This is a genomic window from Flavihumibacter sp. ZG627, from assembly GCF_000814325.1.
In the GTDB taxonomy this organism is placed as follows: domain Bacteria; phylum Bacteroidota; class Bacteroidia; order Chitinophagales; family Chitinophagaceae; genus Flavihumibacter.
Genome location: NZ_JPHF01000002.1, coordinates 567,302 through 581,107, shown reverse-complemented (window position 1 = coordinate 581,107; position 13,806 = coordinate 567,302). Strand labels below are relative to the sequence as shown.

General features: G+C 40.7%; 13 protein-coding genes. 2 read left to right on the top strand and 11 right to left on the bottom strand.

Going from position 1 to position 13,806, the window contains the following annotated elements:
• The 10 genes from HY58_RS06020 to HY58_RS05975 all read right to left on the bottom strand — a co-directional run bounded on the left by HY58_RS06020 (position 1) and on the right by HY58_RS05975 (position 11,134).
• Positions 1–609: an NAD(P)H-dependent oxidoreductase gene (locus tag HY58_RS06020; protein WP_039129235.1), complete on the bottom strand. Its 609-nt coding sequence runs from the start codon at positions 607–609 to the stop codon at positions 1–3.
• Between the two features lie 39 nt (positions 610–648).
• Positions 649–1,116: a hemerythrin domain-containing protein gene (locus HY58_RS18745; RefSeq protein ID WP_082022061.1), complete on the bottom strand. Its 468-nt coding sequence runs from the start codon at positions 1,114–1,116 to the stop codon at positions 649–651.
• Between the two features lie 7 nt (positions 1,117–1,123).
• Positions 1,124–1,885 carry a triose-phosphate isomerase gene (gene tpiA / locus HY58_RS06010; protein WP_039129232.1) on the bottom strand — a complete coding sequence of 254 codons (762 nt, stop codon included), beginning with the start codon at positions 1,883–1,885 and terminating at the stop codon, positions 1,124–1,126.
• A 15-nt stretch (positions 1,886–1,900) separates the two neighbouring features.
• Positions 1,901–3,088: a putative sugar nucleotidyl transferase gene (locus HY58_RS06005; RefSeq protein WP_039129230.1), complete on the bottom strand. Its 1,188-nt coding sequence runs from the start codon at positions 3,086–3,088 to the stop codon at positions 1,901–1,903.
• Between the two features lie 82 nt (positions 3,089–3,170).
• Positions 3,171–3,419: a type B 50S ribosomal protein L31 gene (locus tag HY58_RS06000; RefSeq protein ID WP_039129228.1), complete on the bottom strand. Its 249-nt coding sequence runs from the start codon at positions 3,417–3,419 to the stop codon at positions 3,171–3,173.
• 135 nt (positions 3,420–3,554) lie between these two features.
• Complete coding sequence (locus tag HY58_RS05995) at positions 3,555–4,049, bottom strand: YajQ family cyclic di-GMP-binding protein (protein WP_039129225.1); 495 nt, start codon at positions 4,047–4,049, stop codon at positions 3,555–3,557.
• An 87-nt stretch (positions 4,050–4,136) separates the two neighbouring features.
• Entirely contained in the window at positions 4,137–6,596 is a 2,460-nt protein-coding gene (locus tag HY58_RS05990; protein WP_039129222.1) for an outer membrane beta-barrel family protein, read from the bottom strand.
• Between the two features lie 223 nt (positions 6,597–6,819).
• Positions 6,820–9,279, bottom strand: coding sequence for a TonB-dependent receptor (locus HY58_RS05985; RefSeq protein ID WP_039129220.1), 2,460 nt, complete (start codon positions 9,277–9,279; stop codon positions 6,820–6,822).
• A 261-nt stretch (positions 9,280–9,540) separates the two neighbouring features.
• Positions 9,541–10,701, bottom strand: a complete 1,161-nt coding sequence (locus tag HY58_RS05980) for a prolipoprotein diacylglyceryl transferase (RefSeq protein WP_039129218.1) — start codon at positions 10,699–10,701, stop codon at positions 9,541–9,543.
• Positions 10,702–10,720: 19 nt separating this feature from the next.
• On the bottom strand, positions 10,721–11,134 hold the full coding sequence (locus HY58_RS05975; RefSeq protein WP_039129215.1) for a BrxA/BrxB family bacilliredoxin: 414 nt from the start codon (positions 11,132–11,134) through the stop codon (positions 10,721–10,723).
• 223 nt (positions 11,135–11,357) lie between these two features.
• Between HY58_RS05975 and HY58_RS05970 the strand changes: the two genes are divergently transcribed.
• Both HY58_RS05970 and HY58_RS05965 read left to right on the top strand, forming a co-directional pair.
• Positions 11,358–11,786, top strand: a complete 429-nt coding sequence (locus HY58_RS05970) for an Hsp20/alpha crystallin family protein (RefSeq protein WP_172644607.1) — start codon at positions 11,358–11,360, stop codon at positions 11,784–11,786.
• 168 nt (positions 11,787–11,954) lie between these two features.
• Positions 11,955–13,277: a hypothetical protein gene (locus tag HY58_RS05965; protein ID WP_052323877.1), complete on the top strand. Its 1,323-nt coding sequence runs from the start codon at positions 11,955–11,957 to the stop codon at positions 13,275–13,277.
• A 33-nt stretch (positions 13,278–13,310) separates the two neighbouring features.
• Here HY58_RS05965 and HY58_RS05960 read toward each other — a convergent pair whose 3' ends face one another.
• Positions 13,311–13,763 carry a nuclear transport factor 2 family protein gene (locus HY58_RS05960; protein ID WP_052323876.1) on the bottom strand — a complete coding sequence of 151 codons (453 nt, stop codon included), beginning with the start codon at positions 13,761–13,763 and terminating at the stop codon, positions 13,311–13,313.
• Positions 13,764–13,806: the final 43 nt, after the last annotated feature.

The following is a 13,806-nucleotide window of genomic DNA, read 5'->3' as shown; positions in this document are numbered from 1 at the left end:
TTATGATTGTATGGATGATGGTATCGGGATAAGATCATTCATATAATTGCAGGTACTTTTTTCGGCAACGCTGAAACGATCATCAGCGAGGGCAAGTAGTAATTGCTCATATTGAACCGCATGCAGATGCATATCTGTATCCGTGAGCTTATGGGTGCCATGAATTACAAAAGGAGGCCAGTATTCCATATTGCAAAGGGTTGCACTGTGTTCAAAAGGAAGCAGGTAATCACGGATCTTTCTGTTGTTCTTACCCGTTGGAAGATATGATTGAAGTGAGCCGCCGCAACTAATAGCATTAAGCATAATTTTTCCTGTGAGAGCCTTACCCGTACGGCCATATGCCCATCCATGTTCAAGTACAAGGTCCATCCATTGTTTAATAATGGCAGGTGCGCTATACCAATAAAAAGGGTGCTGAAAGATAATAATATCATGCTGAAGCAGGATCTGCTGTTCCCTTTCAATATCAATATGGAAGTCAGGATAGTTTTCATAAAGATCATGAAAACGAATTCCCTGCTGGGAAGGAATATGTTTTACCAGTTTAAGATGAACCCTGGATTTTTCAAATGCGGGGTGAGCAAAGAGCACAAGGACTTTAGCCATTCTGAAAATTACATGAGTAAAAACTTGACATGAAAAAAACTATTCCCAGAAATGATTTTTATAGCTATTGCAAACAGGCTGGTGATCATCCTCATGAAACATTAACTTCTGGAGTTTATCTTGCGGAACAAATGATTGCATCGTTTGAAAAACAATACGTTCTTCATACCGTACATGCTGATCAAGTTGGTCGGTGAGATCAGATAATAACCTGTAAGTTACTCCTTCCTGTTTCAAATGTTCCATTCCGGTTCGAATCAATTCATGATCACGCAGTATGGTTTCTGCAAAAACCTTCCCTTCAGGATAACCTTTAAGCACAGGGATGAGCTTTGATTCTTCTTCTTTAAAATGAGGCAGAAGATCCTGCTCCCAGCTTTTAAGGAAAAAATCTGTCATAACTCCTACAGGGGCCTGTTTACTGATGCCTTTGCGGATCAGTAAACAGGTCATCAAAGCAGCCTTATGCTGCCTCGACAATGGTTGTAGTGCATCAGCCCTTTGCATAATATAATTATTTAAGTGCTTCCATTATTGCTATAAACTCCTCTTTTACAAGAGACGCCCCACCTACCAGGCCACCATCAACATCTTCACCATTGAATATTTCGCGGGCATTGGCGCCTTTCACACTGCCTCCATAAAGAATGGAAATTGAATCAGCGATGTCATTTCCAAATTTTTCTTTCAGAACAGCCCTGATATGGGCATGCATTTCCTGGGCCTGCTCTGCCGATGCCGTTTTACCTGTACCAATAGCCCAGATAGGTTCATATGCTATGATTAGTTTCTCTGCCTGTTCTGGCTGAAGGTGAAACAAAGATTCTGCCAGTTGTGTTTCCACATAACTATTCTGGCTCCCTGCTTCACGAATGGATAACGGTTCTCCACAACAGAATATGGGTTGAATTCCCTGGCCGAGAAGAAGGTCGATCTTTTCTGCCAGTTGGGCATTTGTTTCATTAAAGTATTCACGACGCTCACTATGACCAATAATGCAATATTTTATGCCGATGGAGTATAACATTTCAGGTGCCACTTCACCTGTAAACGCTCCTGATTTTTTATGGTGGCAATTCTGTGCAGCAACTGAATAGTTAGATTCATTGGCCACTTCGCTGTTGGCCATAATAAGATAAGGAAAGGGTACAGCAAATATAACATGCTGGTGAAAGTCAAGCGGAGTTTTAGCTTTCAGGATTTCATCCAACAGTTTTTCTCCCTGCTGGTAAGTCAGATTCATTTTCCAATTTGCTGCTGCGATTTGCTTTCTCATTCTATTGGTGTTGATTTAATAATTATCGTAAATGTATTTTAAGATATTCTCTTCTCTTTCACTCAATACCACATCTTTCAGTTTTTTCCAATTTCGTATATCCCTGATGGACTTATCATAATCATATTTGCGTATACCATCTGCGCCCCAGGAAAAATTGGGAATGTATTTGGGTAATAATCCTGATCCAAAAATACTGCATGATACGCCCACCACAGACCCGGTATTAAAAGAAGAATTAATGGAAGCCCTGCTATAATCTCCCATCAACAAACCACATTTAATGCCCGTCATTGCTTTATTTCCTTCACTTGCAGGGGAGTACACAAGCACCTCTCCTGCATTGTTTTTTATATTTGACGCTGAACTGCCGGCTCCGATATTACACCATTCTCCAATTACTGAATCGCCAAGGTATCCATCATGTGCTTTATTGGAATACCCCATCATGACTGTATTCTTTATTTCACCACCAGCAGTACAGGCAGGGCCAATGGTTGTGGCACCATAAATTCTTGATCCCATTTTGATTACAGCGTCCTCACAAACGGCGAGCGGACCACGGATGGTTGTTCCTTCCATTACCAGTGCATTTCTTCCTATATAAACCGGACCTGTAACCGCATTTATTATTGCGTGTTCTACACTTGCGCCTTCTTCGATAAAAACCTGCTCCTCATTGCTGACCTTATTTGTTGGTGATATTGGCGCTGATCTTTTGTCTTTTGTAAGGAGATCAAAATCAAGCCGGATGGCAGTATCATTCAGGTGGAAAATATCCCAGGGATATACGATTTTAGGTGTATCATCCTGAAAGGATATTGTTTCACGAACCCTGATTTTATGGAGGCTTGTGACATCACTGGAATGAAAATGAAATGCTATTGCCCCGGCAATGGGATGGGTAAGAAACTGACCGGGCTCCAGGGAAATAACAGCCTTTGCCATTGAAGGGGTTGGAATAATATTGGAATGAACCAAAAGATAATGACCCTCATTGATTTTGGAATCAATGGTTACAGAACGATCGCCCTCCTTATAATCTCCTTCCCATTTATCATACGATGGAAGTTTCAGCATCAACTCCCATTTTTCCCGGATGGTGAATATACCAATTCGGATATCCTGTATCCGACGTGTCAAGGTAAATGGAAAGAGGTTTTCTGGCTGGCAATATTCTTCGGAGAAGATAATGCATTGCATGCTTTAAAGGTATGCAAAAAAGCATGACTGAAACATGGAGGAGGCACCAATAAAAAAACCGGCATTTGCCGGTTTCTTTCTCTTATTTTTTCGCGTATTTCTTTTTGAACTTGTCGATACGACCTGCCGTATCCAACATAACATTCTTACCTGTAAAAAAGGGATGTGAGGTATTGGAGATTTCCAACTTGATAAGCGGGTATTCGTTACCGTCTTCCCACTGCACAGTTTCTTTTGTTGCGGCGGTTGATTTACTGAGGAAAGAGACACCATTACTCATGTCCCGGAATACTACAAAGCGATAATTTTGTGGATGGATACCTTGTTTCATAACTGCTATTTTTAAGGCAGTACGGATTTTGCCGTACTATTTTAATTATTTACGAAAGCGCAAAATTAGCGCATTTAGACTGTTTCTTCCAAAGAAATCTGCTTTGAACCCTAAAAATTCATAAAAAATTGAATATCAGGACTTCATATTAATATACTGAAGCGGAATATTCAATCCCCATGTTTTACTGGCCTGTATTACCGCCTGAAGGTCATCGATCTTTTTTGCTGTTACCCGCACGATATCTTCCATAATGGCAGCCTGAACTTTCAGCCCACTATCCTTAATAAGTTTCACGATCTTTTTGGCATCCTCCTGTTTCAATCCATTACGAACGGGGATTTCCTTTTTAAACAGCTTACCACTCTGGAAGCCTGGCTTTGCCTCAAAATCATAAATATTGGCATCCAGGCCTTGTTTGATAGTGCGGCTGATTAGTACATCAGTAACCTGGTTTAGTTTCATATCACTTTCTACCTCAATCACCAGGTTATAATCTTTCTTGTTCAAATCGATCTGTACATGCTGATCTTTGAAATCAAAGCGGTTGGTTATCTCCTTTTTTACTGTGTTGATGGCATTATCCAGGGTCTGGATATCTACTTTGCTGACCAGGTCAAATGATGGCATATATTAGTTTTACTCTACAAAAATAATGATCGTCCCGTAGAAACGGGACGATCTAACCTTAAACTAACTAACACTCTAGAGAAATATTTATTGCTGGTTACCTCCACCAACACGGTTTTGTTCATCTGTTACGCTTCCGGTTCTCCGGCGCTGCGGACCACCATTTTGTAATTTGCCAAACCTGTAATTGAAGCTTAGCGCTGCTCTACTGTTATCCCAGCGGGCATTGATCTGCGTATCAATTGATCCAAACTGTGTATATCCCCTGAATCTTTGGATATAGAATGGATCATTGATAGAAAGTTTGAGGGTGCCTTTTGATTTCAGTACCTGCTTGGATAAACCAAAGTTTATTACACCCATAGGCAATGCAACTATCAATCCGCCTTCCTGCATTTTACTGCGATAGAATCCACTGATTTCACCTCCCCAGGTCTTGGCAAACTTGAACTGGTTGTTCATATTTGCCATGAATGCGGTAAAGCCTGCATCAAGGGGCATTCCATTCACAAAACCCGTAAACTGGTTGTTGAATACATTTCCATACAGGGATACAGTCCACCATTTTGTTATGGGTTGGTTGTAACTTATCGCAATGCCCACATTCCTTCTCCTGGCGATATTTTCTTTGGTCTGGAAGGTTACTTTCGTACTATCATTCTGCTTTAGAATATCATTGATTATATCTGTAGTTACTGAATAGTTAAGTGTTGTATTCAATACACCTTTATAGTTGTGTGATACTTCAATATTATGGCTGAATTGTGGCTGGAGATATGGATTACCCATGCGGAATGTATACTGGTCAAGGAAATACTGGAATGGGTTCATATCCTGGTAATTTGGCCTTTCTATTCTACGGCCATAGTTTGCACTGAGCTGGTTCTTTTCATTTAATTTATAACTAAGAAATGCTGTAGGAAATAATTGGGCATAATCTCTTTTAAAGCTTTCATTATTTGAAAGCTGCCTACCCTTCGCATTGGTATGTTCCATGCGGAGGCCGGTCTGGAACGCCCATTTTTTCAATTCCCTGCTGTAATTGATATAAGCTGCATTAATATTTTCTTCATACAGAAAATGGTTACTGCGGGTAAGATCATCAGCCCAATCTTTTGCATCAGCGTCCCAGAGATAGTAACGTGCATCATTATCTGTTTTTACCAGGCTGGTTTTCAATCCTGCTTCCAGTTTGCCCAGCTTTCCCAGCGGATGCACATAATCTACTTTCACACTGTAAATTTTAATATCTGATGGAAGATTTCCCTTCAGCAGAAAAGAATCTGCCAACTGGTTTCCGGGCTGGTAGAATGTGTAGTTGTCGGATGTCTGCACAGCATTAGATCCATACCATATATGATCAAGATCAGCGGTTATTTCCCGGCCCGTTGTGTCGAGGCGTGTCCTGAAATTGAGGTTGGCTCCAAAATTCTTCCATTTGTCGGTATTCCTGCTACTTGCCACATTGGTTGAATCAAGCAATCTTTCACCATCATATATTGCGGCAATACCTTCAGATAAAAAAGTACGAGGATTATAGGTTCCATTAACCTGAAGTCCTATCGAAGTGTTTTTATTAATAGCATATTCTGCACCGGTCCTGATACCCATATTTTTGCTTGAGAAATGGCCGTTCGACTCCTGGTCAAAAATGGCAGAAAGAGGTTCTCCACTTTTGCCCTGGAACTTACGAAGGAGTTTTAATTCATTGAAGCCTTCCCAGTAAGAATAATTCAAGGCTGTAAAGAGGGTCCATTTGTTTTTTTTATAATTCAGGTTAAGACTATTTGGTGATTTTGGATACAATGCCTGGATATAGCTTAAGTTGACAGATCCGTTGAATCCATTCTGCCGGCCCTTCTTTGTGCGGATATTTATGATTCCGCTGTTACCTGATGCATCGTATTTTGCCGAAGGCTGGGTCATGATCTCTACAGTTTCAAGTTGATTGGATGCAGTATTACGAAGCAGATTCGCCAGATCCTGTCCCCCAAGAAAAGTCTGTTTACCATCAATCAAAACAATCACTCCCTGTTTTCCTTTAAGACTGATATTGCCATCCCTGTCAACAGTGATGCCAGGAGATTTATCCAGCACATCCAAAGCGGTACCCCCGGCGTTGGAAATAAAAGATTCTACATTAACTATAGTCTTATCAGCTTTAACTTCAACCATAGGTTTCCTGGCAACCACAGTAACATTCTCCAATGATTTGGTTGCAGCTTCCAATGAGACTGAACCGATGTTTACTGGTTCAGTACCCTTAATATCAATATTTTGTTTTTCCAAGGGTTTGAATCCTACCAGTGACGCAGTAAGCTTGTAACTGCCATCTCCCAGATTGATAATTTCAAACTCCCCTTTTTTTGTGGTGGTTGAAATCTTTATCAGTTTACCACTTGCTTGCTGGTATAGTGAAATTGTAACAGCTTCCAATGGTGTACCTGTTGCATCAGTTATAATTCCTTTGACTGTTGCTGTTGATTGCGCAATTGCCATGCCGGAAGCAGCAAAAGCAATTAACAGAAGAAGTAGATATTTTTTCATTGATGAGGTTTTTGGTATTCTATGGGTAAAATTCATTAAGAAGATCTGATATCAATCGTTAATTGGTTCGGATGGTTGTTGCTGTCTTTTACAGGTCAGAAAAAATGACCAATATATGAGCGGTCCAAATCAGATAGGAATTAATTAGGGGAAACTTATCTTGGAGGGATGGAGGGATGGAGGGATCCCTCCATCTCTCCAATAGGTTTAATGGTTATGATATTTAATTATTGCCTCCCATTTTTACCCGGTTCAGTTCATCACTTGCACCGCCTGTTTTCCTTTTTGATGGGCCCTGAATCGGCTTGCCAAAACGATACACAAAGGATAAATTAACTACCCTTGAATCACGGCTGTTACGGAACCATGCTTCGGTTGACTGGAATTTGATATCACCTTGTGCCACCTGGGTATAGAACATATCGCGAACATTCAATTTTACCGTTCCTTTTGATTTGATCACCTGCTTGGAAACACCAGCTGAAGCAGCACCCATCGGGTTGATCATTATCTGGCCTTCAATTCCCTTTGTTCTGTACCATCCACTTAGTTCAGCGCTCCAACCTTTATTGAATTTGAACTGGTTATTTATATTTATCATCAGGTTGCCCGCTTCTACATTGATTGATTCGCCATAAAGCGTTCCTTCAAATTTGCTGTAGTTATAATTTGAATAAAGGATGGCTGTCCACCATTTCTGAACCGGCACCTGGGCACTAATGGAAATCCCTGCATTCTGACGTTTTCCTATATTACCCTGTCTCACAATTGTTGCATATCCATCCTGGTCAAAAGTTTCACTAAAGAGATTTTTAGTGTTGCTGTAATTCACAGTTGTTGTAAGGAAACTATTGAAAGTATGTGTGAGCTCTACATTCCTGGTAAATTGTGGCTGGAGATATGGATTTCCTGCCTCGTAAGTGAACTTATCGATAAAGAACAGGAATGGATTGAGGTTCTGGTATGCCGGACGATCAATTCTCCTGCCAAATGAAAGCGAGAACTGGTTTTTGGCATTGGCTGCATAACTGATAAAAACGGTTGGGAAAAGACTGCCATATTTCCTACTGAAGGATGAATCCTGCTTAGTTGGGTTATCGAATTGCTTTCCTTCATAATTTGTATGCTCATAGCGCAGACCCGTTTGAATTCCCCATTTTTTTATCTGCCTGTTAATATTAATGTAACCCGCCATTATATTTTCTTTATACTGGAAACGGTTGGATTTATTGAAATCTGTTTCCCAGTTTTCATCAACAAGATTGGAATAACTGGCAATGTTATCGGTTGTAACAAAGCTGGTTTTTAAGCCTGTTTCAAGTTTCATATCCTTGCTGAGTGGTTGAGCATAATCAACTTTTGCAGAATAGATATCAACATTAACAGGTAGCCCACCTTTCATGCTCTCATTGTATTTCAGATTCCAGTCAGGATCATAAGTACTGTTCAGGAAATTCTGTTTGTTATTTGATCTGTAGGTTACATAATCAAGGTCGGCAGTTAGTTCCTTTCCTGTTGAATCAAACTGATGCCTGAAATTCAGGTTTGCCGTTCCATTCTTCCAGAGATCTTTTATATGATTATCTGCATTGATGATGCTGTCCAATCCGCGTTGGCTATCCATAAGGTAACTTATGCCATTGGCAGTCCAGTCTTCAGGAGATATATTACCATTGAGAACAATACCCAAGGTTGTTTTCTTTGTTACAAAAAAATCAGCACCAATCTTAAGGTTGTAATTATCATTGTTGTTGCGCATGAAAGTACTCTGTTCAAAAATATCAGTCACTTCCTTTGAATTGGGATCCTTATATTTTCTTTTTATATCCAAAACCTGGAAACTGTTCCATTTACTGTAACCACCATTGGCAAACAGATTGAATTTCCCGTTACGATAATTGGTATTGAAACTGTTATTCGTTCTCCAGTATTTTCCTTGTGAATAATTGGCGGTTACACTACCGTTAAATCCTTTTTTCTTTTCCTTTTTCGTTTTAATATTCACGATTCCTGAATTGCCTGCTGCATCATATTTTGCTGAAGGGTTAGTCATGATCTCGATCTGCTCTATTGAACTTGCTGGCATTGACTTGAGCAGGCTGGCAAGCTGCTCGGCACTCAGGTAAGTAGGTCTTCCATCCATCATCACCATCACTCCCTGTTTTCCTTTGAGACTGATATTGCCATCTTTATCTACGCTTACCCCCGGGGCTTTTTCGAGAACCTCCAAAGCGGTGGATCCTGCATTGGTTACAGCCGCATCAACATTGATCACCATTTTATCAATCTTCTGTTCGATAAATGGCTTTCTCGCTGTTACAGTCACTGCTCCCAGTTCTTTAGAATCGGCAATCATCTTAATCGAAGGAATTGTTAGAGCCGAGGCCTCACCATTAATTTGTAACGGTGCAGAGAAACTCTTCTGATGGCCTACCGCAGAAACCATGATTAAATAATGACCAGTTCCAATGGTTTCGAAATTGAACTTTCCAGTTTTATCAGTAGACAGAATTTTAGCTACTGAAGAATCTTTCGCGTGGAGCAGGCTAACTGTCACTGCTTCCAGGGGCTGTTGTTTCTGGTCAAGTACAATTCCCTGTACGCTGGCTGATTTTGATTGGGCCTGGCTGATGGAGATTAAGGTTGTTAAGGCGAGGGTCAGCAGAGTAAGAAACTTTTTCATGATAGGTTCTTTAATTAGTTTGGTACCGTTTAAGGTCTATTACAAGTCAAAGGTAGGTACTTGGTAATGCAATGTACATTGTTTTGTGGCGAATGGCTATTAGCATTGATTTTCGGTAAATACTTTGACGAACTATTGGACGTGTAACTTTGCAGGAGGTTACAGGTTTGGCTATTTACTGGATAAATGGTGAAGGAACTGGATGGGCGGAAATAAGAAAGCCACCCTGCTGAGGATGGCTTTAGATTAAATGTGGTCAGGTTATCTGGTACTTGGAATGGGACGATTTTTATCGGCCATTTTGCCCATCCAGATCCAGAGTGCGATTCCTGTCAATACTAACAATGAAGAGATCAGTTCAGCCTGGGTTGGATGGAATCCAAAAATATCATACTGGGTATTAACCCTGATCTTCTCAATAAAAAAGCGCTCAATACCATTAAGAACGAGGTATAATGCGAAAAGTCGCCCGGGTATATCAATCTTTTTCCTGAAATACCACAATACACCGAAGAGCAGCATACAGGCTATAGTTTCAAAAAATGCAGTAGGGTAAACTGCCTCAGGTAACTGGTTGCAGTACTGTCCCTCGCAACCTGGAATGGGCACCCCGGCGCTAATAACATTATTGGGATAAGTATAAGCCCAGGCCCAATCAGGAAGAAAAGATGGTTTTGGCGATTTATTGGGAATTCCCCAGTCACCATCGCCGGAAATATGACACCCAATCCGGCCTATGGCATAAGCCAGCATTAAAGCTGGTGCCGCGGCGTCGCAGAGATGGCGGAGTGAAATCTTATGCTTGCGGGCATACCAGAAAATCGCCAGGGAGGCACAGATTAAACCGCCGTAAAAAGTGAGGCCACTAAAAGATAGCAGTGATCCTATAGGATCAGCTACAAATTCATTCCAGTTCTCCAGGTTATGAAACACCTTGGCGCCAGCAAATCCAAATACAGCAGCAAAAACTACAATATCCCCTACCCTGTCCTGGGGCCAAACCCGGATTGTCCTCTCCTCAGGTTTGGAAAGCTTTTGCTTGTTTTTTTCATACCATTTTAGTCCAGCGAAAAAAAGGCCGGTTATTATTCCAACAGGCCAGCTGCCATCAGTCGAAAATATAAAGGCCTGTGGGTCGGCCGGACCAACTACAAAAGCACCTATGATCTTATACCCTAACAAAAAACCCAACAGGAAATTTGTTATTAACTCAGTAGAACTGGCAGGCTCACCTATTTTGATTTTGGTGTCTTCATACTGAAGAAGCCCTGCCTGGCTTTTACGGCGCAGTTCCATGGTTAGCACCCAGGCTGAAAACAGGAATGCGAGCGCTACAAAAAAACCAAACGAATTCACAAACCGGAGGCCAGTGATCTCAATGCCGAAAAGGTCCCTGAAGGCATAATAGAGGTTGGGGTACATGCTGGTTATTTAGTATGGCTTAACAGTATTGCTCAAATGCTGAGATAAGGTTATGGGCGATCATCTGTGCAGACCTGCCTTCAATTTGGTGTCTTTCAATAAAATGCACTAATTGTCCATCTTTAAATAATGCAATTGACGGAGATGATGGCGGATAAGGCAAAAGATGTTCTCTAAGCTTTTTTACAGCGTCGATATCAAAACCGGCAAAACTGGTTGTGAGATAATCGGGCTTTTTTGGACTATTGGCCACTGCCATCAGTACTCCCGGACGCGCTGTTCCTGCAGAGCATCCACAAACTGAATTCAGCACTACAAGGGTAGTTCCTTCCTGCTTCATCTGGTTTTCAACGGCATCTGCATTTAAAAGTTCAACGAAACCTTCTTCCGTTAACTCTTCTTTCATGGGCATCACTATTTCTGCTGGATACATAGTATTTGATTTTAAGATTGCAAAACTACTGGAAAAAACATTCGGGCAACTGGTTTGGTTTAAATGCGCCAAAACGGCGGTATAATTTTAATGTGCACGACAATATGGCTGGCTTTTTACACCTTTTCCGTGTTAAAATATCATAATGGCATGTAAAAAGCAACTGGTATAGGCTTTGTTGAAACAATTCATATTAAAACAATAAACTCAAATCTATATGACCATGGTAAAGTTAAATCAGCCCGCACGTCCTTTCGGTCCTCTGCTTGACGAGTGGTTTCAGGAATTTCCTTCTTTCATTGGCCGGGAAGTATCACAAGCACTACCACATGCCCCGGTTAACATTGTTGAAACAAATGAAGCCTATCACCTGGAGATGATCGCTCCCGGTCGCTCAAAGGAAGACTTCAAAGTAACGCTTGAAAATGGCCTCCTGACCATCGCTTTCAATAAAAAGCCGGATGAAAAGAATCCTGATCTGAAAATGATCCGCAAAGAATTTAACCTCGCTTCTTTTAAAAGAACATTCACCGTTGACGAGAAAATTGACGGTGCTAATATTCAGGCAAAATATGAAGCAGGATTATTAAAATTACTTCTTCCCAAAAAGAATGTGGAAAAGCCACACCCCAGGGAAATTACTATTCAATAATTTTTCTCACAAGCAGTTGGTTTTGGTTATACCCCGTTGTTTCCACAACGGGGTTCTTTATATTCAAACAAATTATCATGCACATTCTAACAAATTGTTTAACAGGCGTCTGTCGAAAATATGCTAATATTGCTACACTTTTCAACCCTTGCAAATAACGAACAGAGAATGGCTAAATTTCGTTTTCGGCTTCATTGGTTATGTATATTGGTATTGTTGATTACAACATCCGTACAGGCCCAGACTGATACCATTCCTAAACGGGATACTACATTATCTCTGGATACTGTTCCTGCGGCAACGCATCCTGATTCAATTCAAATAGTTGCCCCTGACACTACACTGAGGATATTAAATCTAAATCCTTATATCACACTACATGTTGACTCGGCAATCTTATATAACCTGGACATCAACCGGGTTGACAGTGCCCGTTATTTCTGGTTTTTGAAGAATGCTCCGGTTGGATTAAAGATCAATAAGGATGAGGGGATCTTAACCTTTAAAGCTGAAAAATCATTGTTCCTGTCTGGCCGGCTTAAATATGACCAGGAATACCGGGTTCACCTCGGCGTTCAGAATCTATCTGATCCGAAAGAGCGGGTGGATACTTTCTTCACCCTGCTTTTTTATAATACTGAAATTACTCTTTCACAGATCAAACCAACTATCAGCAGCACCGTTATCATTGAAGAGGGTGATACCCTTTCTTTCAATATCCAATGCGAGAATGGCAATTTCCCCATAGAATCGATTACAACCTTAACCAATATGCCCATTAAGGGATATACAGCCATCCAGAAATGCAATGACAAGTTTGTATGGCCTATTCCTTATGACTTTGTTAGAGATACTGATTCTGCAAAAGTCAGGGTTTTTAATATCACATTGATAGGTTCCGATAAGTTCTACAATCGCGACACCTCGGTTATTCGTGTAGTGGTAAGAGATGCACTCAACTATCCATTCCGCTTACAGGAATATCAAAAACTTACTAAAGACATTTCACTCTATATTTTACAGCTGAAATTTACATTCAAGGAACTCGATAAAAAGGTACGAGGTACAAAAAAGACCCGTACCTCATTTGACCTGCTTTCGGGCACATCTGCTCTTAGCGGCACCATATTATCAACAAGTACTTCCGAAAGTTCAAAAAATGCGGGAAAGGTAATGCCAAGCGTTGGTGTTGCCCTGGTGCCGGTTAAAGAAGCTGTTTCACCAGTTAAGACCTATGAGCAGAATTCTGCAGCCCAGGTTCGAACCAGCATTAAACGCCTTGAATATTCTCTTCAGGACAATGCTCTTAGTGGTGAACTTGATCTAGAAATTCTTAACAAGATCAATAAGCTTCGTGGCGAATTGAAACAGGTTCAGGTTTCATTAATTGATGTACCCATGGTAGATACCGGCAATCTAAGTGAAGAGGATTTGAATAAATATTTCAATAATCCAAAGGTCAATAAGAAATATAAACTGTCGAAAAATTAAACCTGGACTTTTACATCCTGCAATCAACAGTTCTTATAAACAACCATCTTTTCTTCTTGTATCTATAAGGTATTGAATTTTCCATTTGCCTTCAAGTTTTACCAGCTGAAAAGAATTTACGCCGCAATGGCTGAAAGTGGTTCCTACAAAGAATTGATAAGGCGTCCACACAGCAGCCAGATTCGCATCAATTTCTATGTTGCCATAGCTAATGCGTTCATCATAAACTTCTTTGTGCGCCTTGCCAATTGAACTAATAAATGCGGATACTTCATCTGTCCTCACAACTGTACTACCATCTTTTTTCTGCATTATTGTCTGCAGGATGGCTCCGGGTGCAAATGCCCCCGCCAAAAGCGCTGTATCGGATGACCTCATGCCGGTAAAAAGCTGATCAATTACTTTTTTTATTTCTATTTCCTCAGCCAACTGAGCAGATGCAGTCCATGTGAAAAACATTAACAGAAAGCTAAAAAATAACTTCATACTTATATATGTTTAAACGGAAGACCTATCTTATGGTCTGCTA

Coding starts and splice junctions, on each gene's coding strand:
- HY58_RS06020 (WP_039129235.1), bottom strand. CDS start 609: ATGGCTAAAGTCCTTGTGCTCTTTGCTCACCCCGCATTTGAAAAATCC.
- HY58_RS18745 (WP_082022061.1), bottom strand. CDS start 1,116: ATGCAAAGGGCTGATGCACTACAACCATTGTCGAGGCAGCATAAGGCT.
- tpiA (WP_039129232.1), bottom strand. CDS start 1,885: ATGAGAAAGCAAATCGCAGCAGCAAATTGGAAAATGAATCTGACTTAC.
- HY58_RS06005 (WP_039129230.1), bottom strand. CDS start 3,088: ATGCAATGCATTATCTTCTCCGAAGAATATTGCCAGCCAGAAAACCTC.
- HY58_RS06000 (WP_039129228.1), bottom strand. CDS start 3,419: ATGAAACAAGGTATCCATCCACAAAATTATCGCTTTGTAGTATTCCGG.
- HY58_RS05995 (WP_039129225.1), bottom strand. CDS start 4,049: ATGCCATCATTTGACCTGGTCAGCAAAGTAGATATCCAGACCCTGGAT.
- HY58_RS05990 (WP_039129222.1), bottom strand. CDS start 6,596: ATGAAAAAATATCTACTTCTTCTGTTAATTGCTTTTGCTGCTTCCGGC.
- HY58_RS05985 (WP_039129220.1), bottom strand. CDS start 9,279: ATGAAAAAGTTTCTTACTCTGCTGACCCTCGCCTTAACAACCTTAATC.
- HY58_RS05980 (WP_039129218.1), bottom strand. CDS start 10,701: ATGTACCCCAACCTCTATTATGCCTTCAGGGACCTTTTCGGCATTGAG.
- HY58_RS05975 (WP_039129215.1), bottom strand. CDS start 11,134: ATGTATCCAGCAGAAATAGTGATGCCCATGAAAGAAGAGTTAACGGAA.
- HY58_RS05970 (WP_172644607.1), top strand. CDS start 11,358: ATGGTAAAGTTAAATCAGCCCGCACGTCCTTTCGGTCCTCTGCTTGAC.
- HY58_RS05965 (WP_052323877.1), top strand. CDS start 11,955: ATGGCTAAATTTCGTTTTCGGCTTCATTGGTTATGTATATTGGTATTG.
- HY58_RS05960 (WP_052323876.1), bottom strand. CDS start 13,763: ATGAAGTTATTTTTTAGCTTTCTGTTAATGTTTTTCACATGGACTGCA.